Origin of the sequence: Acidovorax sp. Leaf73 (assembly GCF_916855635.1) — a bacterium.
Lineage (GTDB): Bacteria > Pseudomonadota > Gammaproteobacteria > Burkholderiales > Burkholderiaceae_C > Acidovorax > Acidovorax facilis.
The window spans coordinates 917277-937306 of sequence record NZ_CAKASI010000001.1 but is presented as its reverse complement, the minus strand read 5'-3'; the positions used below and the strand labels follow the sequence as shown (position 1 = coordinate 937306).

General features: G+C 66.3%; 20 protein-coding genes. 12 read left to right on the top strand and 8 right to left on the bottom strand.

Features of this window, described 5'->3' with window-relative positions; translation table 11 throughout:
- Positions 1-107 precede the first annotated feature (107 nt).
- The 5 genes from LPA35_RS04400 to LPA35_RS04380 form a co-directional block, all read right to left on the bottom strand.
- Positions 108-1295 carry a hypothetical protein gene (locus LPA35_RS04400; RefSeq protein ID WP_228895301.1) on the bottom strand — a complete coding sequence of 396 codons (1188 nt, stop codon included), beginning with the start codon at positions 1293-1295 and terminating at the stop codon, positions 108-110.
- 112 nt (positions 1296-1407) lie between these two features.
- Complete coding sequence (locus tag LPA35_RS04395) at positions 1408-2013, bottom strand: isochorismatase family protein (protein ID WP_121420141.1); 606 nt, start codon at positions 2011-2013, stop codon at positions 1408-1410.
- 88 nt (positions 2014-2101) lie between these two features.
- Complete coding sequence (locus tag LPA35_RS04390; RefSeq protein ID WP_228895300.1) at positions 2102-3016, bottom strand: ribose-phosphate diphosphokinase; 915 nt, start codon at positions 3014-3016, stop codon at positions 2102-2104.
- Between the two features lie 2 nt (positions 3017-3018).
- Positions 3019-4635 carry a thymidine phosphorylase family protein gene (locus LPA35_RS04385; protein ID WP_228895298.1) on the bottom strand — a complete coding sequence of 539 codons (1617 nt, stop codon included), beginning with the start codon at positions 4633-4635 and terminating at the stop codon, positions 3019-3021.
- A 145-nt stretch (positions 4636-4780) separates the two neighbouring features.
- Positions 4781-5917: a PQQ-dependent sugar dehydrogenase gene (locus tag LPA35_RS04380; RefSeq protein ID WP_370641365.1), complete on the bottom strand. Its 1137-nt coding sequence runs from the start codon at positions 5915-5917 to the stop codon at positions 4781-4783.
- Positions 5918-6138: 221 nt separating this feature from the next.
- Here LPA35_RS04380 and LPA35_RS04375 point away from each other — a divergent pair, with 221 nt between their 5' ends.
- On the top strand, positions 6139-6714 hold the full coding sequence (locus LPA35_RS04375; RefSeq protein ID WP_055395932.1) for a C40 family peptidase: 576 nt from the start codon (positions 6139-6141) through the stop codon (positions 6712-6714).
- A gap of 20 nt (positions 6715-6734) precedes the next feature.
- Here LPA35_RS04375 and LPA35_RS04370 read toward each other — a convergent pair whose 3' ends face one another.
- On the bottom strand, positions 6735-7121 hold the full coding sequence (locus LPA35_RS04370; protein WP_228895293.1) for a hypothetical protein: 387 nt from the start codon (positions 7119-7121) through the stop codon (positions 6735-6737).
- Between the two features lie 286 nt (positions 7122-7407).
- Between LPA35_RS04370 and LPA35_RS04365 the strand changes: the two genes are divergently transcribed.
- Both LPA35_RS04365 and LPA35_RS04360 read left to right on the top strand, forming a co-directional pair.
- Positions 7408-7659: a GlsB/YeaQ/YmgE family stress response membrane protein gene (locus tag LPA35_RS04365; RefSeq protein ID WP_055395928.1), complete on the top strand. Its 252-nt coding sequence runs from the start codon at positions 7408-7410 to the stop codon at positions 7657-7659.
- 75 nt (positions 7660-7734) lie between these two features.
- Entirely contained in the window at positions 7735-8238 is a 504-nt protein-coding gene (locus LPA35_RS04360; RefSeq protein ID WP_228895291.1) for a hypothetical protein, read from the top strand.
- Between the two features lie 59 nt (positions 8239-8297).
- Here the strand turns inward: LPA35_RS04360 and LPA35_RS04355 are convergent, their stop codons facing one another.
- Both LPA35_RS04355 and LPA35_RS04350 read right to left on the bottom strand, forming a co-directional pair.
- The gene (locus LPA35_RS04355; protein WP_121420136.1) at positions 8298-9338 is read right to left on the bottom strand and encodes a tripartite tricarboxylate transporter substrate binding protein; all 1041 of its coding nucleotides are present in this window, start codon (positions 9336-9338) and stop codon (positions 8298-8300) included.
- A gap of 81 nt (positions 9339-9419) precedes the next feature.
- A complete protein-coding gene (locus LPA35_RS04350) occupies positions 9420-9896 on the bottom strand; it encodes a DUF3237 domain-containing protein (protein WP_121420135.1) in 477 nt (158 codons plus the stop codon).
- Between the two features lie 206 nt (positions 9897-10102).
- Here LPA35_RS04350 and LPA35_RS04345 point away from each other — a divergent pair, with 206 nt between their 5' ends.
- The 9 genes from LPA35_RS04345 (at position 10103) to LPA35_RS04305 (ending at position 20008) form a co-directional block, all read left to right on the top strand.
- Complete coding sequence (locus tag LPA35_RS04345) at positions 10103-10996, top strand: helix-turn-helix transcriptional regulator (protein WP_228895290.1); 894 nt, start codon at positions 10103-10105, stop codon at positions 10994-10996.
- A 344-nt stretch (positions 10997-11340) separates the two neighbouring features.
- On the top strand, positions 11341-11598 hold the full coding sequence (locus LPA35_RS04340; RefSeq protein WP_121506444.1) for a PepSY domain-containing protein: 258 nt from the start codon (positions 11341-11343) through the stop codon (positions 11596-11598).
- A gap of 50 nt (positions 11599-11648) precedes the next feature.
- On the top strand, positions 11649-12194 hold the full coding sequence (locus tag LPA35_RS04335; protein WP_121506445.1) for a cytochrome b/b6 domain-containing protein: 546 nt from the start codon (positions 11649-11651) through the stop codon (positions 12192-12194).
- 14 nt (positions 12195-12208) lie between these two features.
- Complete coding sequence (locus LPA35_RS04330; RefSeq protein WP_228895287.1) at positions 12209-12898, top strand: response regulator transcription factor; 690 nt, start codon at positions 12209-12211, stop codon at positions 12896-12898.
- A 4-nt stretch (positions 12899-12902) separates the two neighbouring features.
- The gene (locus LPA35_RS04325; protein WP_228895286.1) at positions 12903-14231 is read left to right on the top strand and encodes a HAMP domain-containing sensor histidine kinase; all 1329 of its coding nucleotides are present in this window, start codon (positions 12903-12905) and stop codon (positions 14229-14231) included.
- 55 nt (positions 14232-14286) lie between these two features.
- Complete coding sequence (locus LPA35_RS04320) at positions 14287-15009, top strand: hypothetical protein (protein ID WP_228895284.1); 723 nt, start codon at positions 14287-14289, stop codon at positions 15007-15009.
- A 42-nt stretch (positions 15010-15051) separates the two neighbouring features.
- Positions 15052-17877, top strand: coding sequence for a DEAD/DEAH box helicase (locus LPA35_RS04315; RefSeq protein WP_228895282.1), 2826 nt, complete (start codon positions 15052-15054; stop codon positions 17875-17877).
- Between the two features lie 245 nt (positions 17878-18122).
- On the top strand, positions 18123-19256 hold the full coding sequence (gene ada, locus LPA35_RS04310; RefSeq protein WP_228895961.1) for a bifunctional DNA-binding transcriptional regulator/O6-methylguanine-DNA methyltransferase Ada: 1134 nt from the start codon (positions 18123-18125) through the stop codon (positions 19254-19256).
- Positions 19253-20008 (top strand): 2OG-Fe(II) oxygenase, encoded by a 756-nt coding sequence (locus LPA35_RS04305; RefSeq protein ID WP_228895280.1) that lies wholly within the window; start codon positions 19253-19255, stop codon positions 20006-20008. The genes ada and LPA35_RS04305 overlap by 4 nt, the downstream gene beginning before the upstream one ends.
- Positions 20009-20030 lie beyond the last annotated feature (22 nt).

The following is a 20030-nucleotide window of genomic DNA, read 5'->3' as shown; positions in this document are numbered from 1 at the left end:
AATAAAAACGTCGGTACATGAAAAAACCACCTTGTTGGGCTGCCCAAGCATAGGCTTTGGGCGCTCGGGTGTCTTCAATTAGACGACCGCCGCTGACCAGTGCTACCTCACGCCGCTGCCCCACCCCAACGCGGAGGGTCTGGCGCCCAGCCCTCGTTATCGACAATGTCCAGCAAGGCGCCCACACTGCTCCCCAGGTCCACGGACAACACCTCGACCGCCGCTTGCGCCCCGGCATCGCGGCGCTGCGCTGTGGTCACAAAAGCGGTAAACGCGGCCCAGTCGCGCGCCATGTGGTCCACCAGAATGCGCGCCAGCTCATACGACAGCAGGTTGCCGTCGTCGGTGCGCTGAAACGACGTGCCCGCCCAGAACTCCTGCATGCGCTCGGGCGTCCAGAAGCGTTGGTGCAGATGGTGCAGTTGCGCGGGGGTGTGCTGTGCTGGTGGCGCGCCCTTCAGGCGGCGCTCGGTGTTGACAGCCAGGCCCTCGTCCAGCCAGGTGGGCAGGTGCAGGTGGGCCAGCGCGCTGTGCGTCATCTCGTGGGCAATCACCGGCTCGATGGCTGCAAGGTCGGCTGCCACGACCACAAAATGCGGGCAGCCGAAGTGGACGAACATGCCGCCGCTGCGCGCAAACTCGCCGTCCGATCCGTAGAACTGCGCGACGTAGTGGTAGTAGGTGTCCTCGTCATCCAGCACGAGCAAGATGCTTTTTTCGGCCACGGGGAAATGCGCCATGCCCGCCAGCAGCCGGTCGATGCGCTGACGTGTGGTGGTCACATAGCGCGCGGTGGCGCGCGCCACTGACGGTTCCAGCGGCGACAGGATGAAGCAATCCGCCCCTTCGTGCAGATGCATGTGCGTGCCCAGCGCATCGCGCAGGTGCAGCAGCCAGGCGCGTCGGCCTTGGTTCAGCGCGTCGGCCACGGCCGCCGGTGCACGATCGCCCGCGCCGTGGGCCCAGGCGTCCAGCGCGGGCCAATCCAGCTGCGGCAGATTCTGTGTGTTTTGCAGATGCCCCCGTACGTCAAAACTCGCAACGCCTGGCGCCTCAAGGTGCTCAGGGGCTGGCTCGGCCTCCCCTGCACCAGATTCACCGGGCGCCGGCACTGCGGCGGACTGCAGGTGGACCTTCACCAGCCAGGCGCCCAGGAACGGCAGCACCCACACACCGCCCGTCAGCATCGTTTTGCGAAAACCTTGCAGACCGGTGCGCACAATCTGGCGGGTGGCCTGGACATTCAGGACCAGCAACACCACGAGCAGAACGAGACCAATCAAGACAGGGGACATGGGCGAATGGGAGCAATCAGCGCCCTCGGTGGTGCCTAACGAATACTACTATTTCGATAGCTGCTAGCGCTTGATAGATAAGCGCCAGAGGGCAAAAAGACTCAAAAACTGGCTACTTGATCAAGCCCAGCACATCCTTGAACGCCGGGTGCTCGCAAGTGCCCAGCCATTCAAACGCCACCATCTCGGTGGTCACCAGTTCGGCGCCCGCGCCGGCCAGGCGGTCGAAGGCGGCGTCGCGGTTGCGTTCGGTGCGCGAGCCGCAGGCGTCGGTCACCACCCACACCTCAAACTCGTCCTCCAGCAAATCGAGTGCGGTCTGCAGCAGGCAGACATGGGCTTCGCACCCGGCAATGACGATGGTGCCGCGCTCGGGCTCCTGTTGAGCGGGTTTTTGAAGGTGCTTGGGCAGGCTGCGCGCGTTGCCGCCCTGCTGGGGCTTGGCCGGGGGGCGCAGCCATTCGCCCAGGCCTTCTTCGGCGGCACTGAAGTGCATCTTGGCCAGGGTCTTCTGGCACAGGGCACGCAGCGCGGGGTCGTTCGCACCCAGTCGCGAGGGGTTTTGCTCGGTGCCCCACACGGGTACGTCGAGCATGCGGGCCACCTCGGCCAGGCGGCGTGCGTTGGCCAGCACGGCGGGGCCTTCAAAGATGGCGGGCATCAGGCGCTCCTGGTAATCGACCAGGACGAGTTGGGATTCGGTGGCGTCAAGCAGCATGGTGGGACCGTTTCTGTATTCGTTGAATCGCTGTGCGGGCGCAGCGTCGGAGGCAATGGCGCATTGTCGCAGCCCGAGCCCGGGGTTTTCAGGTGCGAAGGACCGACTGCAGCGCGGTGGCCAGCGGCCCGGCCATGGGCACGGCGTTGCTCGGGTGCGGGATGCAGTCCGTGCTCCACACCTCCCCCACCCCGGCTTCATGCAGCACCTGCAGCGCATCGCCCGCAAACAGCGCGTGGGTCACAGCCACATCCACCGATGCCGCGCCCGCCTGCAGCAGCAGCCGCGCCGCCAACGCCAGCGTGCGGCCGGTGCTGGCCATGTCGTCCAGCAGCACCACGGCCCGGCCTTGTGCGTTGAGTGAGGGCAGTTCAATGGCCACATGGCGGTCGCCATGGCGCACCTTGGTACAGACAGCATGGTCAAAACCGTGGCGGGCGGCGGCCTGGGCGATCCACTGGGCGGATTCGCCGTCCGGGCCTACCAGGAGTGCATTGGGGCGCCGATCAGCGATCAGATCGGCCAGTGGCTCGGCGCCGCTGAGCACCACCGCCTGCGGCACAGGGATGGCCTGCTCCAGCCGCTCGATGCGGTGCAGGTGCGGGTCCACCGTGATCACCGCGTCGAACAGGCCCGCCAGAAACCCGCCCACCACCTGCTGGCTCACGGCCTCGCCAGGGTGGAAGGCGATGTCCTGCCGCATATAGGCCAGGTACGGCGCTACCAGCGTGAGCTGCTGCGCGCCCAGGCTGCGGGCCGTGCGCGCGGCCAGCAGCAGTTCCACCAGCTTTTCATTGGGCTGGTGCAGGCTGCGCAGCAGCACCACCCGCCGGGGCAGGCGGCCCGCAGCGCTGACGGGCAAACGCAGCTTGAGTTCACCATCGGGGAAGCGGTGGCGCTCGACGGCCTGGGCAGTCATGCCAGCTGCCTGCGCCAGGCGCAGCGCAGGGGCCTCTTCGTCGGCAAAGTACAGCAGACACGCTTGGTGGGGGGCAACAGTCACTGTCAGAACTCCACAAAAACCTTGGGCACCTCGTCGGCGGTCCCCAGGCGGTAGCCGCTGTCCCCCTCGCACGCGTGGCGCGCAAACTCCAGGTCGGCCGGGTAGCTGGCATGCACGCGGTACAGCACGTCCCCGGCAGCCACGGTGTCGCCCAGCTTGTGCATCAGGTCCACCCCCGCGCCGGGCACCTTGGGCGCACCGGCCAGTCGGGCCACGCGGGCGATCTGGTAGTTGTCGATGCCCGCGACCACGCCGCTGGCGGGGGCCACCACGTCCAGTGTCAGTACACCCAGTGCCGGGTGGTTGTGGTCAAACCCTGTGCCGCCCTGGGCGGCGATGATGGCGTTCATGCGCGCCAGCGCCCGGCCGGAGTCAAGAATGTCGCGCGCAATCGCGTAGCCGTCGCCGCCGCGCACATCAGGGTCGCACTCGATCAGGCGCCCAGCCAGGCGCAGCGCCTTCTGCCGCAGGTCGTCGGGTGCGCGCGGATCGTTCTGCAGCACGCGCATCACGTCGCGCGCCTCCAGCACCGGGCCCACGCCGTTGCCCACGGGCTGGCGGCCATCGGTGATGACCACGTCCAGCGACAGGCCCATGCGCCGCGCCACATATTCAAACAGGCGGCGCAGACGCTGGGCGTCTGGCATGGAGCGCACCTTGGCCGTGGGGCCGATGGGAATGTCGAGCACGAGGTGCGTGGCACCGGCCGCCACCTTTTTGGACAGGATGGACGCCACCATCTGCCCGGCAGAGTCGATGGACAGCGGCCGCTCCACCGAGATCAGCACATCGTCGGCGGGCGACAGGTTGGCCGTGCCGCCCCAGGCCAGGCAGCCCCGGTAGTCGCGCACGATGTCGGCCAGCTGCTCCAGCGGCAGCTCGACCTTGGCCAGAACCTCCATGGTGTCGGCCGTGCCGGCAGGCGAGGTGATGGCACGCGAAGACGTCTTGGGGCACAACATGCCGTGCGCCGCCACTATGGGCACAACCAGCATGGTGGTGCGGTTGCCCGGTATCCCGCCAATGCAGTGCTTGTCCACCACCAGCGGTTCGTGCCAGTCCAGGCGCCGGCCGCTGGCCACCATGGCATCGGTGAGGAAGAACACCTCCTCCCGGTCCAGCTCGCTGCGGTGGCAGGCCACTACAAAGGCGGTGAGTTCGATCTTGGAATACCGGTGGTCGGCGATGTCGCGCACGATGGCGCCAAAGTCCTCGCGGGTTAGGCGCTCGCTGGCGATCTTGCGGAACAGCGCGCCCATCGATTCGGGAGGCTCGGCCTGGGCGACCGACACGGTGTGGCCGTTGTCCACGCCCAGCTGGGCGAAGGCGTCTTCCGACAGGCCCAGCTCGTTGCAACCCACGATGGCAGGGTCGTCCACCACGTTGACCGTGGCCAGGATACGGCGGCCATTGGCGCGCACCTCGATCTTGGACAGGGCCTGGAAGCCCTCGGCCCGGTACACGGCGCAGTCGCGGTGCAGGTAAGCCACGTTTTCGCGCCAGGTGTCGATGGCCACGCGGCGCAGGGCCAGCTGAGACCGGGGCGGCGCGTCGGCCGAAGCGGATGGCTCTGCGGGATCAGAGGCAGGAGAGGAAGAAGAGGACGGCTCGGAATGCATCGCGTCAGCCTAACTCCAAAGTGACCACCAAGACCCTGGGAACACCCCGCGCGACGGCGTCTGGAGCGTAGATCTTTCAGTCGCCATGACCTAGGTCAAGACTGCCATGCCTCCTGCGGCGGTTTCACACCCGGTCTCACGCTTGTCAGTTCGGCTGCAGCCGCAGCAACCGGCCTTGCGGGCTGTCAGTCACCATATAGAGCAGACCATCCTGCCCCTGGCGGACATCACGGATGCGTTCGCCGTTGCCTTGCAGCAGTTTTTCCTCGCGCTGTACCTTGTCGCCCGCCACCTCCAGGCGGTGCAGGGTGCCAAATTTGAGCGAACCGATGAACAGGCTGCCCTGCCACGCTGGGCCATAGCGCGTGCTGGTCAGAAAAGCCATACCCGACGGCGCAATCGACGGCACCCAGTAGTGCTGTGGCTGCTCCATGCCCGCCTTGGCTGTGCCTTCGCCCAGCTTGCCGCCGCCGTAGTTTTCGCCATAGGTAATCACCGGCCAACCGTAGTTGCGGCCCGGCTGGGGTTGGTTGATTTCATCGCCACCCTGCGGGCCGTGTTCGTGCATCCACAGCTTGCCGTCTGGCCCCAGCGTTGCACCCTGGGGGTTGCGGTGGCCGTAGCTCCAGATCTCGGGCAAGGCGCCAGGTTGTTTGGCGAACGGGTTGTCGGGCGGCACGGCGCCTTCGGGGGTGATGCGGATGATCTTGCCGTGGTGGTTGTCGAGCTTTTGGGCATCGTCCTTGCGGTGGTAGCGGTCACCCAGGGTCAGGAACAGGTTGCCGTCCGCCGCCTGCACGATGCGGCAGCCAAAATGCAGGCTGCTGTCGACCTTGGGCCGCTGGCTGAAGATCACCTTGACGTCCTGCAGGCTGCGAGCATCCTCGGACAGCGTGGCCCGAGCCAGCGCCGTGCTGTTTCCGCGTGCGCCCGACGCTGCGGGCTCGGAAAAACAAAAGAAGATGCGGCGGTTGCGGGCAAAGGCAGTGTCCGTCACCACATCCAGCAGGCCGCCCTGCCCGCCTGCTGCCACAGCAGGCACCCCGGCCAGTGGGGGGCTGACCTGCCCGCTGGCACTGACAACCCGCATGCGCCCCGGCCGCTCAGTGATCAGAAACTGCCCCTGCGGCAAAAAGTCCACCGCCCAAGGGTGATCCAGGCCCTGGGCCACGGGCACCAGCGCTACCGCCGGTGTGGTGTTCTGGGCGTCAGCACTGACTGAAACCCCTGCCACTACCAAAAAGATAGCTACTTGCGCTTTTACAGCAAGCGCTGGAGGCATTTTTGACTTGAACTTCATAAGGCTGCGATCCTGAAAAAGCGGTGGAAACCACCCGTCCCCGGGCGACGCCCGAGGTGCATCGTCGGAGTGTGCCTGCAGGGGCTTTCAGGGCCTTGTGATCCCTGGGGAAACCCGGGGTTTTGATTTACTTCAACGAAATCAACGGCTTGCAAAGGTGATTATTTTCGATAAGCAAGCGTTGCGTGTTACCCTTCGCCCCCATGTCCCGATGGCTTTGCATACTTCTCCTGGCCTGCGCCACCACCGCCCAGGCTGCGCCGCAAGCGGCAAACCCTGACGATATGGACCGTTTCATCACGGACAAAGGCCTGCTGACGCGGCTGGAAGACGTGAGCCACAAGGTGGCGGACCGGGCCCACACCGTGGCCGACCAGGCATCTTCCCTGGTGGTCAACGCCATGGGGTTTCTGGGCGTGCCCTATAAGCGTGGTGGCAGCAGTGCCGAAACAGGCTTTGACTGCAGCGGCTTCGTGCGTGCCATGTACGAACAGACCGTGGGCCTTTTGCTGCCCCGCCGTGCAGATCAGCAAGCTGCCGCCACCCAGGTCATCGACAAAAAAGAGCTCCAGCCGGGTGATTTGGTGTTCTTCAACACCATGCGCCGCAATTTCAGCCACGTGGGCATCTACGTGGGGGACAACAAGTTCATCCATGCTCCCCGCAGCGGCGCCCAGATCCGTGTGGAAGACATGGGCGTAGCCTACTGGGCCCGCCGCTTCAATGGTGCGCGCCGCGTGGCGGGCACTGCCGACGGCGACACCGCGCAAGCAAAGTAACTGCCGGCCTGCGGCACCGGTTACTTTTTGATTTCGTACACCGTTTCGGTGCTGCGGATCGGGCCTCCCACCACATTCACCGGGCCCAGCGAAGGGTCGCGCAACATGGCTTTGGCAGTGGCCATGTCGGCCTGATAGCGTGCCCGGGCCTGGGACTCACAGCTTCTGCGCTCCGCCGCAGCCATGGTGCGGCATTCCTCCAGGCTGACCTTGAGGCCACCGCCTGCCTCGCGGATGGCGGTCTGGTAGCGTTGCTGAGGGGTCGTGTCCGGTACCGCACCGCGCGCCAGCGAAGCCTCATCGCCATTTTGTGCGGCCGCAGTGGTGGGCAGCGCCACGGCGCCCCCCAGGGCCAGCGCGGCCATCAACACCAGGGGGAAAGAACGGGTCTTGGGGGTTTGGGTCATCAGTCTTCCTTAAAGTGCAGACGCTTGAATGTAGGGCCCAGCGCACGCTGGCTTGGCAAGCACCCGCCGCACCAGGATGTCAGACAGCACCCACAACCCGCTACCGACCGCTTGCAGCGTCATCCAACGGCGCCGACACGCGGAGCGAAAGCGAATGCATGGCGAGAACAGGCGACGGCGCGCCACCAGACGGGACGCCCACAGGGCGCGTTGTCCGACACCCCCACTTTCCCGCCTTCTTTAGAGTCAGCGCATCGCCGTCGTAACAACACAAGGGGAAACAATTATGGTGTCATTGATCGGAACGCTGGTGGTCGGTCTGGTGGTGGGTCTTCTGGCCCGGGCCTTCAAGCCGGGGGATGACAAGCTGGGGTGGATCATGACCGCACTGCTCGGGGTGGCGGGTTCATTTCTGGCCAGCTATCTGGGCCTAGCCATGGGCTGGTACCAGCAAGGCGAGGCCGCAGGCTGGATCGCTTCGGTGGTGGGCGCCATGCTGCTGCTGGCGGTATACAGCCTTGTGAAGGGCAAAAACTGATGAAATGATGGATTCACTGCTACTGTTGGCAGCCGCTCCTTCTTTCACCGACATTTCATTCAATACCACCCAACCATGCCCACTTCCCTGCAGATGGCAGCTGGCAATCCCGCCTTGGCTGCCGCCGTGCAACGCAGCCGCAAATTGCTCCATCGGCGTGCCCTGGTGGCTGCCGCCGCCAGTGCCCTGCCCGTGCCCGGGCTCGATTGGGCGGTGGATGCCGCACTGCTCTCACGCCTGCTACCGCAGATCAATGCCGAGTTCGGCCTGTCGGCGGCGCAGATTGACCAACTCGACCCGAACAAGCGCGAGCAGGTGCAAAAAGCGGTGAGCCTTGTGGGGTCGGTGCTGATCGGCAAGCTGATCACGCGCGAGCTGGTCATCCGCGCCACGCAGACCGTGGGTCTTCGCCTGACGACCAAACAGGCCGCCAAGTATGTTCCCCTCGCGGGACAGGCTGTGGCTGCCACCATTGGCTATGCCACGCTGCGCTACCTTGGCGAGCAGCACTTGAAGGACTGCGTTCGCGTGGTGCAGGAGGCGCAGCTGCAGTTGCCCGCACCCAAGGCATCTCGGTAATCCTGCTGAGAACCTGCGAGGGCTAGCCGCAGATGGCGTGACCCTAGCGTCTGGGCGCATCAATCGGCCTTGAAACCCGTGGCGGCCACCGCTTTGCCCCAGGTCACCGTGTCGGCGGCAATGGTGCGAGCAAAATCCTGCTGGCTGGTGCCCGTCACGCGGAAACCGGCCTCTTCCATCTTCGCCTTGCCTTCAGGCGACTGCACGGCCCGCACGATGTCGGCATTGAGCTTGGCAATGATCTCGGGGGGCGTCTTGGCGGGTGCCACGATGCCAAACCACGATGAGAACTCCAGATTGGCGTAGCCCTGCTCCTTGATGGTGGGCACATCGGGCAGCGTGGGCGTGCGCGTGGCCCCGGTGGTGCCCAGCGCGGCGAGCTTTCCAGCCTTCACGTTGGGCGCGGCCAGCCCCACGCTGGCAAACACGCCCTGCACGTCGCCACTGAACAGGCCGCCCAGCGCATCCGACGTGTTCTTGTAGTGCACGGGCTCTGGCTTGAGCTTGACCGCGTCCCCAAACATGAAGGCGCCAAAATGCCCCGGAGTGCCGGCGCCAAAGGTGGCCAGGAACAGGCCCTTCTGCTGCTTGGTCCAGTCCACAAACTCCTTCACGTTGCGTGCCGGCACCTTTTGGGGGTTGACCAGCAGCACAAAGTCGGACGTGACCACCTGGCTCACAGCGGCGAAGTCCTTGGCCGGGTCGTAGGGCAGCTTGTTGTAGCTGCTCGGGGCGATGCTGAGCTGGCCCGTCTCGCCCAGCATGATCGTGTAGCCGTCCGGCGCGGCGCGGGCTGCTTCGCCCGCTGCAATGAGGCCACCAGCGCCGGGTTTGTTGTCCACGATCACGCCCAGGTTGCCCCAGCCTTCCGACAACTTTTGCGCCAGCAGGCGCGCCACGATATCGGGCCCCGTGCCCGCCGGAAAGCCCACGATGATGCGCACCGGCTTGTTCGGATACGCGCCGCCACTGGCTTGCGCCTGCGCGCCCGACCAGGGCAGCAGGCTGGCGGCCAGAGTGACCGCTGCGGCAAGCAGTGTGCGGCGTGTGCCGCTTTTTCGTGCATCGGCGGCGGGGGCGGAATGGAAAGAAGGCGTCATGGTTGTCTCCAGGAGTTCTGTCAGTGTGGTCAAGGGAAAAAAGAATGCAGCGCTGGGTGGTCAGAAGGAGGAACCGGGCTCCTAAAGCAGCTCGAAAAAACGCATGACCACAGCGTCGGGATAGCGGGCACCCGTGCCCACAAACATGCGCTCGCCCATCCAGGAGAGCGCGGGGGCAGCGGTCTCGAAGCTCGGGCTGCAGCGGAAGTAGATTTGCTCCGGGTCCACCGGCTCGCCGCGCACCAGGCGGGCAATCAGCTCCGGCGGCCCGGAGCGCACGGCCCGGTTCTGTACATAGATGAAGTCGCCTGCGTCGGTCTCCAGCACGTAGCGCGCATCCAGCTCTGACAGCCGGTCATTCACGATGAGCTGAAAATCCGCACCGCCTGGCAGCACCCGGGCGCTCCAGCCATCGCCCGTGGCGGTACCGCCGGTGATGGGAATCAGGCGGCGCAGGCCATGCACGGTCTGCCCCACCTGCTGGGGTGCCCCCACTTCCACACGCAGATCGGCAAAGAACTTCAGCCGAGGTTCGGCCAGGGTCGGTAGGTCAGGCATAAGAGGGCTTGGGCTGCAGAATGAGTCATGACTTACGCAAACAGGGTTCAGGCAAGCGGTTCACCCCAGAGCGAGGCGGCCGCTGCATCCCGGTTTGCGTAAACCCTATTGGTTATGAACCTAGCGTAAATCCCGTGGCGCAAACCCCCTGTCATCCCAGAGGATGACAACGCAATGACACGGCGTAACCCCCACCCCTGCCCGCCATGAGGCAATGGACCCCTTCCCCACCGTCTGCCACCGGCAGGCAGGCCACCACGGGCCCGGCGGGCCATGCGCTGGCGGGCATGGTGCACCGGCTGGGCGAACCCGGTTTTGCGTCGGGCTTGCTGCAGGACCTGGCCCCCGTGCTGCCGGCTGCCTCGTGGTCGGTGTACCGCACAGGGCATCGCTGCAAGCCCACGCTGTTCATGTCGGCCAGCCTGGGCGTGCCAGACACCACGCAGGACTGCTGGTGGGCCTACCTCTCAGGCCCCTACCGCCATGACCGCACCTGGGGCCGCTCCTTTGACGAAGCGGCGCCCGCAGAATCCCCTACCCGCCTGTGCCACCTGACGGCCCGGGAGGTCGATGGAGAGCACCGCGCCCGGGTGTACGAGGCCCATGGCGTGGCCGAGCGCGTGTCGGTAGTCGAATACGAAAGCGATGGATCGGTATTTGCCGTCAACTTCTACCGCCACCAGCACCAAAAACCCTTCCGCGATGCCCACATCGGCGGCTTCGAGGCGGTGGCGCCCGTGCTGCTGGCGCTGGCACGCAAACACATTGCACTGTCGCACAGCGACACCCTGGCACCCGCCGCCTGGCCACGGTCTGGAAGCGCCGGCTTGGCATTGCCGCAGGCCGAACACCCTGCCTGGCACGGCCCCCTGCCCGCCAGCTTGCCCGCGCTGCGTGAGCGCCTGCTGCGTGTGCACGCCGACTTCACGGACCGCGAGCTGGACGTGTGTGCCCGCCTGCTGCAGGGCATGACACACGAGGGCATCGCCAGCGACCTGGGGCTGGGCGTGCCCACCGTCAAAACCTACCGCAACCGCGCCTTTGCGCGCCTGGGCATCCACTTTCGCAACGAGCTGTTTGCGCGGGTGCTGAGCGGTTAGCACGAAGGCCACTGCCCAGGTAAGGGGCGACGCTGGGGACAAGTCCTTCGCGAACGGAACAGCTCGGTTGCGCTACAGCCAGCGGTGTATGCAGGCGCAGAGCCGTCCCCCAAGCCAATTGGCTGCCGAAGGCTGTCCTTGCGTTGTCTGCGGCGGCCCCACTCACCGCAGCACCTTCCACCATCCCCCTTGTTAACAAAAGTTTTCCTGGAGGTGCAGCGCATCTGTGGCCTGTGTCCGGCGCGCCGCAGTGCGGCTTCATCCCCACTTAATCTTGGCCGCGTCCAATGCAGTTTGTGGGCAGTCAGTCCACATGTTCAAACCCACTGACACCAACATTCACCATGAAACTGCACATCACCGCCCTTGTTCTCGCCCTTGGTTCTACCGCTGCATTTGCGGGCCCCACCTGCAATGTTCCAGAAGAAAAATGGATGAAAGAAGCCGACTTCAAGGCCGGGCTCGAAAAGCAGGGCTACCAGATCCGGACCTTCAAGGTCAGCAAGGGCAAGTGCTACGAAATCTACGGCCTGGACAAAGCGGGCAAGAAGGTGGAGATCTATTTCGACCCCGCCACTGGCGCTGAAATCGAGCGCAAGTAAGCCTCAGAGAAGCGTCCCGTCCTGCCCCTCGCATGCACCCCGAGTCGCCCATGAAGCCCGTCCCTCTCCACCACCCCCCTGCCGCCACCAAGGTGTGGGACCCATTTGTCCGCATTTTTCACTGGAGCCTGGTGAGCTGCGTGGTCCTGAACCAGTTTGTTCTGGAGCCCGGCAAAACAGCACACGAGTGGGTGGGCTACACCGCCAGCGCCCTGGTGCTAGCGAGGCTGGTCTGGGGCTTCGTAGGCAGCCGGCACGCGCGGTTCAGTGACTTTTTCCCCACTCCGCGCAGACTGGCAAAGCACCTGGGCGCACTTCGCAATGGCGAGCATCCGGTCTACGTGGGCCACAACCCCCTCGGGGCGCTGATGATGCTGGCCTTGATGGCCATCGTTCTGGCCCTGGGCGTCACGGGGTGGATGCAAACCACCGACACATTCTTCGGCGAAGAATGGCTGATGGAGTTGCACGAGGTGCTGGCCAACGGACTGCTGCTGGCGGCAGGGTTGCACGCTGCGGCGGCCATCGTGATGGGGCGGCTGGAGCGAGTGCGCCTCGTGCGGGCCATGGTCACCGGCACCAAGCAGCACTTTTGACGAACCAGGCTCGCATGCGACTGTTGCTGCTGGAAGACGATCACACTCTGGGCGAAGGCTTGCGGGATTTTCTGCAGCATGACGGCTATCTGGTGGACTGGTGCACCACCCTCGCGCAAGCCCGGGGTTTGATCACAGAGCCCTACGACGCCTGGCTGCTGGACTGGAACCTGCCCGATGGCTCCGCCCTCGACTGGCTGCGCAGCCTGCGCGTCAAAGGGGCTAAGACACCGGCCCTGGTGCTCACCGCGCGTGACATGCTCAGTGACCGCATCCACGGGCTGGACAGCGGTGCTGACGATTTTCTCGTCAAGCCCTTTGCCCCCGAGGAGTTGTGTGCCCGGCTGCGTGCACTGTCCCGCCGGATGACCGGCGGCACTCCCAGCAAGGCATTTGGCGCGGTGGAGGTGCTGCTGGCCGACAAAGAAGTGCGGCTGCACGGCCAGCGGGTGGAGCTGACCGCCCGTGAATGGGCGGTGCTGGAGGCGCTGGTGTTGCGCGCGGGGCGCACAGTTTCCGCGTCGGATCTGGAGGCGCTGGTGCTGGGGCTGGACAGCGACTTGGCCAGCAACGCGCTGCAGGTGCACGTTTTCAATCTGCGCAGCAAATTGGGCAAGGATGTGATCCAGACGGTGCGGGGCATGGGCTACCGCATTCCTGCACCCGTTGCCCCGCCGACGGCTCTAACGGCCTCTACGGGCTAACGACATGGGTATGCGCACGGGCGAGACAAAACCGCCGTCCATCCGGGGGCGGCTCGTCCAATCGCTGCTGTTTATCTCCATCGCGTTCGGCCTGTTGACCTCCGTGGTCGTCTGGTACGTGATCGCCCACGAAATGGGCGAACTCATGGACCAGGAACTGCGAGAGGCTGCTGAGATTTTTCACAGCGTCATGGCCATCCAGCCCGATCTGGCCACCAGCGGCCAAAGCGCCACCAAACACTTTTCGTATGAGGAACACTTGGTCTGGCAGGTGGTGGACGCTCCGTCGGGCCGCGTGAAAAGCCGCTCGCACAAGGCCCCCGAGCTGGCCTTGCAAACCGCCCCCACCGAGGCGATCGCCTGGACGCAAGACGGGCAATGGCGCGCCTTCACGTCGGTATTCAGCCAGCGCCCCGGGCAATTCCTGGTGGTGGCACAAAGCCGCACGGAGCGCGACGAGGTGCACGGTGAAGTGGTCTGGTACACGCTGATGGCGGCGCTGTCGATGGGCCTGCTGTCGGCCCTGCTGATGAACTGGCGCATCCGCCAGGAGCTTCGCCCGCTGGGCGCCCTGGGCCAAAGCGTTCAGCACTATGACCCGCTTCGGCCCGACACCGCGCCCAAGGCCGCACCGAGGCAGGAGCTGCATCCCATCGAGCAGGCCATTGGCGACCTGGGGCACCGGCTGGCACAGCGGATCATCAGCGAACGCGCGTTCACCTCGCACGCGGCCCATGCCCTGCGCACGCCGGTGGCGGGTATCGACGTGCAACTGGCCCTGGCGATCAAAGAGGCGCCCGAGTCGATAAGGCCGCGCCTGGTGCGCGCGCGAGACGCTGCGGGCAGGCTCGGTCGGGTCATGCAAGCGCTGCTGATGATGTTTCGCAGCGGCATGGAGCCACAGCGCCAAAACGTTGACATGCGCCAGCTCATCGATGCGCTGGCGTTTCACGACATGGCCATCTCCATCCAACAAACCACCCCAGTGGACGCCGACCCCGATCTGCTGGCCGCCGCCCTGCTGAACCTGCTGGACAACTCGCACCGTTTCAACGCCCACCAGGTCACCATCACCGCGCTGCAGGAGGGCGCCGACACCGTGTTGCGCGTGCAGGACGATGGCGATGGCTGCCAGCCCCACACCAAAGTCCGTTTACAGCAATCGCTGCAGCAGCAGGCCTATGGCGAAGGCAGCGCCATGCGCGGCCTGGGGCTGGTGCTGGCCGACCTGGTGGCACGCGCGCACGGGGGCCACACGGTGCTGCCAGACTGTGCTCCGGGCTTTGGCATTGAGCTGCGATGGCCTGCCGCCCTGCCCCGTTCTACGGACTGACGATGCGCCTGACCTGCCCCGCAATAATTCGAATCCCACTACAAAGAGAGACCCCATGAGACGCCCCCCCAAAGCCACAAAACCCTCGCAAATCGCGCCCCTTTGCATCGCACTGTCCAGCCTGGCAAGCGCCTTGAACGCCCACGCCGAAGCGCCCATGCACACCGACGATGCGGGCACGCTGACCCAAGGCGCCATGAAACTCGAAGGTGTCTTCGGCCGCGATGACAAGGCCCGAGGTGCCGAGGTGCTCTTTGGCGCTGGCGTCGCGCCGCAGCTGGAAATGGAGGTCTCGCTGGCACGCGCCAAAGACACGGCCATGGGTGCATCCACCACCTTCCACGGGCATGGCTGGGGTGTGAAGTGGGTGCCCATCCAGAACGAAACAGGCTGGTCGGTGGGGGCGCGGTTCGACATGGGCCACACCCGCGTTCGCGACCACGCCACCCCACAGCGTTTCACCGAGCGCGAAACCGCCCTCACAGCGCTGGCCAGCTACCGGTTGGCCAATGCGCAGGTGCTGCACCTCAATGCCGGCCACAAAACCGTCAGGGCACAAGGCGCCCGCCACCGTGCGGCCACCTGGGCCGTGGGCTATGAGATTCCGCTTACTGAACAACTGCAGCTCACGTCTGAGGTGTACGGCGAACAAAGGTCGCGCCCGGACAAGGCCGTGGGCCTGCGCTACGCCATCACCGACGGGCTCAAAGCATCCGCCGCCGTGGGCCGTGGCAACGGCCGCACGTTCAGCCAGGTGGGCATGGCCTGGGAGTTCTAGGCGCAGTCCGGGACGCCGCCGGCACGGCACAATCGGCGGCCTATGCCTGCATCCGGTGCCCGCCCCACAGAACCCATCCCGTCCCGCGCTGACCGGGCGGCGTTGGTACAGGCCTGGGTGCTGGCCCTGCGCACCCAGACCGGGCCAGCCCAGCTGCAGGCGCTAGCGCCCCTGAGTGATGCGGAAGCCGCACGCGTAATGGCGCTGCTGCGCAACGATGAGCCCCCCACGTCTGTTCAACCCGACCGCCCTGCCCCCGAAAGCGCCCACAACTCTGGCATAACCACCGGCCACTTCCGCCCGCGCATCACCCTCATGACCCTGGGCCGGGGCGACGGCCTGCTGGGCATGGCGCCCCAGGGCAAGCTGGGGCCGCGCGGCGACAGCGTGACGCTGGTGCAGATTGACTGGACCTACCGCACTGATGATGGCGCCCACTGGCAGACGCCTGCCCCCACGTCCATCCTCAACGCGCGCCCGGGCCCCGTGCAAGACCTGTTCGACACCGGCGGCCCGGTTGTGCGCATGCAGCGCAACCTGGGCGCCGAGGCCGACGCCATGGACCGCGTGTGGGATCTGGGCCTGATCCCCGTCGATGCGAACAAGCTGCAATGGCGCCACCGCGCCGCAGCCGCCACGCTGGGCCCCGTGTGGACGCTGGCGCAGGAGGCCCACTTTGGCGACTTCTGGGCCGAACAGATCCCCCAACTGCGCACCGAGGGCTGGAGCGTGGTGGTGCAGCCCGGCTTTGCGCACGAAAGCGTGCCCGTGTTGCGCTGGAAGCTGCTGATCGCCCCTGACACCGGCGAGCTGCTGGGCAAGGAGGTGGACGGCCCGCTGGCCCTGCGCGAACGCCCCGTGCAAAAGCTGCAACTGCCCGAGCGCGAAGGCGCCTGGATGCTCAGCTTGGGGCTAGAGATCGACGGCGAAACGCTGGACCTGGCCCCCATGCTGGCCGACCTGTTGCGCCGCGACGCCCGTTGGCTCAACGCGCAGCAGATGGCCGCCATCGACGACATCGCCATCATTTCGCTGCGCGCACCCGGCGGCAAACGCATCGACGCGCCCGCCGGGCCGCTCAAGGCCATCGTGGGCGCCATGGTCGACCTGCTGACCGACCCCACCCGTAACCAGCGCAAGGATGGCGATCCGCTGCACCTGGGCGCGTGGGAGGCCCGCCGCATCGAAGCCCTGCGCGCCGGGCTGGTGCTGGCCCACCGCGTGGGTACGGTCAATGGCTGGGACAACGACTGGCAGCTGCAGGGCGACGTGGGCCTGGCCCAGCTCGCCAAGCGCCTGCGCACCATCGGCACCCCGCAGCCGGTGGCTGCGCCTCAGGGACTTCAGGTGCAACTGCGCCCCTATCAACTGGAGGGCCTGGCCTGGCTGCAGTACCTGCGCGCGCAGGGCCTGGGCGGCATATTGGCCGACGACATGGGCCTGGGTAAAACCGCGCAGGCGCTGGCCCATGTGCTGGCCGAAAAGGAGGAGGGGCGCCTGACCCGCCCCGCCCTGGTGGTGCTGCCCACCTCACTGCTCTTCAACTGGCAAGCCGAGGCCGCCCGCATGGCCCCCAGCCTGCGCGTGCTGGCGCTGCACGGCGCGAGCCGTGGCCAGCGCTACCTGCAGATGGCCGACCACGACCTGGTGCTGACCACCTACCCACTGCTCTGGCGCGATGTGGACGCGCTGGCCGCACAGCCATTCCACCTGCTGATCCTGGACGAAGCCCAGATGGTGAAGAACGCGGGCAGCCGCAGCGCCCGCGCCCTGCGCAAGCTGCAGGCGCCCCACCTGCTGTGCCTGACGGGCACGCCGCTGGAGAACCACCTGGGCGAGCTGTGGGCACAGTTTGACTTCCTGATGCCCGGCTTTCTGGGCGATGTGCGCAGCTTCAACGCCCGCTGGCGCAAGCCTATCGAGGAGAACGGCGAAACCCTGCGCGCCCAGCTGCTGGCCCAGCGCGTGCGCCCCTTCATCCTGCGGCGCCGCAAGCAGGACGTCGCGACAGAACTGCCGCCGCGCACCGAAGTCATCCAGCGCGTGCAGCTACAAGGCAAACAGCGCGAGCTGTACGAGGCCGTGCGCACCACGGCCGACAAACAGGTGCGCCGCGCGCTGGAGCGCCAGAGCTTTGACGGCGCGCAGATCACCATCCTCGATGCGCTACTCAAGCTGCGCCAGGTCTGCTGCGACCCACGCTTGGTAAAAGGCACCACGAAAACCGCCCACACGATGGAACGCGCCAAGCTCGAGTTGCTGGCCGACATGCTGCCCGCCCTGGTCGATGAAAGCCGCCGCGTCCTGGTGTTCTCGCAGTTCACCGAGATGCTGGGCTTGGCGGCCGAGCTGCTCGACACCCTGGCCCTGCCCTACCTCACCCTCACCGGCCAGACGCCACCCCGCCAGCGTGGCGCGGTGGTGCGGCAGTTCCAGGCGCAGGACGACACCAGCGCCCCCATCCTGCTCGTCAGCCTCAAGGCCGGTGGTCTGGGCCTGAACCTCACCGCCGCCGACACCGTGATCCACCTCGACCCCTGGTGGAACCCCGCTGTCGAAGAGCAGGCCACCGCGCGCGCCCACCGCATCGGGCAGGACCAGCCCGTGTTTGTCTACAAACTGGTGGTGGAAGGCAGCATCGAAGAACGCATGCTGGAGCTGCAGGCCCGCAAGGCCGCGCTGGCCCAGGGCGTGCTGGGCCACGATGCTGAAGGCGCGGTCAAGTTCAGCGAGGCCGACCTGCACGCACTGCTGGCGCCTTTGAGCGAGCCAGTCAACAACCCGCTGGGCATTCCGGGCGAAGACGCACTGCGCTGGGGCGGCACGGGCAAACGGCGGCCCCGGCCGCTGCAGCCACCAGAAGTTTGAGTGTTTTTGCCCCTGGCGCTTATCTACAAAGCGCTAAAAGCTATCAATATAGTAGCAATCTGAGCCTGAGACCCTTGGTCCCCGAAAAGCGCAGAATTCAAAAGCAAGCTTCGGAGTGCGCCCCTCACCACCCATCACTAGAGTGCATGGCATCGCAATCCCCTTGTGAGCCATCCACCATGAACCCGAACGCCACCCAGCGCAGCGCCAGTCTCCCGGACCGACCATTTACCTACGCCGTCTCCATGCCCCACCGCGCCACCCCCTCCACCAAGGCCGCACAGGCCGCAGCCACCCAGGCCGACCCGCGCTGGGCGGCGGTGGCGGCGCGCAGCGCAGCGGCGGACGGCAGCTTTTGGTATTCGGTGCAGACCACGGGCGTGTATTGCCGCCCCAGCTGCGCGGCGCGTGCACCCCGGCCGGAGAATGTGCGGTTTCACGACAGCTGCGCGGATGCAGAAGCCGCAGGCTTTCGCCCCTGCCAGCGCTGCAAGCCCCGGCAGCCCACGGCGTTGTCGCACCACGCCGCGCTGGTCACCGAGGCCTGCCGCATCATCGAAGGCGCTGCCGCCGGTGAAGCGCCCACGCTGGATGCGTTGGCCGCCCAGATGGGCCTGAGCCCGTCGCACCTGCACCGCATCTTCAAGCAGTCCACGGGCCTCACGCCCAAGGCGTATGCCGCCGCCCAGCGTGCGCAGCGCCTGCGCAGTGCGCTCGACAACGCACCCACGGCCTCGGTGACGGACGCTATCTACAGCGCGGGTTACCAGTCCAGCAGCCGCTTTTACGAACAATCGGCCCAGGTACTGGGCATGACGCCCAGCCGCTACCGCGCGGGGGGCGCGGCGCAAGACATTCGCTTTGCCATCGGCCAGTGTTCGCTGGGCGCCATTCTGGTCGCCCAGAGCGACCGGGGCATCTGCGCCATCTTGCTGGGCGACGACGCCGAGGCCCTGGTGCGCGACTTGCAGGACCGCTTTGCACAGGCCCACCTGATCGGCGGGGATACCGCGTTTGAAGCGCTGGTGGCACAGGTGGTAGCGTTTGTCGAGGCCCCGGGCCTGGGGCTGAACCTGCCGCTGGACGTGCGTGGCACGGCGTTTCAGCAACGCGTGTGGCAGGCCCTGCAGGCCATACCCGCCGGGCAGACTGCAAGCTACGCCGAGGTGGCCCAGCGCATAGGCGCCCCCACCGCCGTGCGCGCCGTGGCGCAGGCCTGCGCGGCCAACGCGCTGGCGGTGGCCATACCCTGCCACCGGGTGGTGAAAAGTGATGGCGCGTTGTCGGGCTACCGTTGGGGCGTGGAACGCAAACGTGCGCTGCTGACGCGTGAAGCAGTGCCAGAACCCGCACAACCGCTGGCGGAGAAGGTGGCATGAGCGCTGGCCCGCTGTCTCACCAACCCGGTCTGAAGAACGACGATTGGGCGCAGCGTGCAGTTGCCATCGACTGGCCAACAACCACGGAGGCCCTGCACCAGCAAGGCAATGCGGTACTGCCGCAACTGCTCAGCGCCATCGAATGCGCCACGCTGGCCCGCCTGTATGGCAACGCGGATGAGAGCACCTTCCGCAGCCGCGTGGTGATGCAGCGCCACGGCTTTGGCCAGGGCGAATACCGGTACTTCAGCTACCCGCTGCCCGGTGTGGTGGCCGGGCTGCGCGAGGCTCTGTACCCGCACCTCGCACCTATTGCCAACCAGTGGAACACCGCCATGGGCATTGATGTGCGCTACCCCGCACAACACACCGACTTCATCGCCCGCTGCCATGCCGCAGGCCAGGTGCGCCCCACCCCGCTGCTGCTGCAATACGGCGCTGGTGACTACAACTGCCTGCACCAGGACCTGTATGGCGAGCATGTGTTTCCGCTGCAGGTCGCGGTGCTGCTGTCAGAGCCCGGGCGCGACTTCACGGGCGGCGAATTCGTGCTGACCGAGCAGCGCCCGCGCATGCAGTCGCGGGCGGAGGTTGTGCCGCTTTTGCGCGGCGACGCCGTGGTGTTTACCGTGCACCACCGCCCCGTGCAGGGCACGCGTGGGCCCTACCGCGTGCAGATGCGACATGGCGTTAGCCGCTTGCGCAGCGGGCAGCGGCACACGTTGGGTGTGATCTTTCACGATGCTGAATGATGTTCCCCCTGTGCCGCTTCGC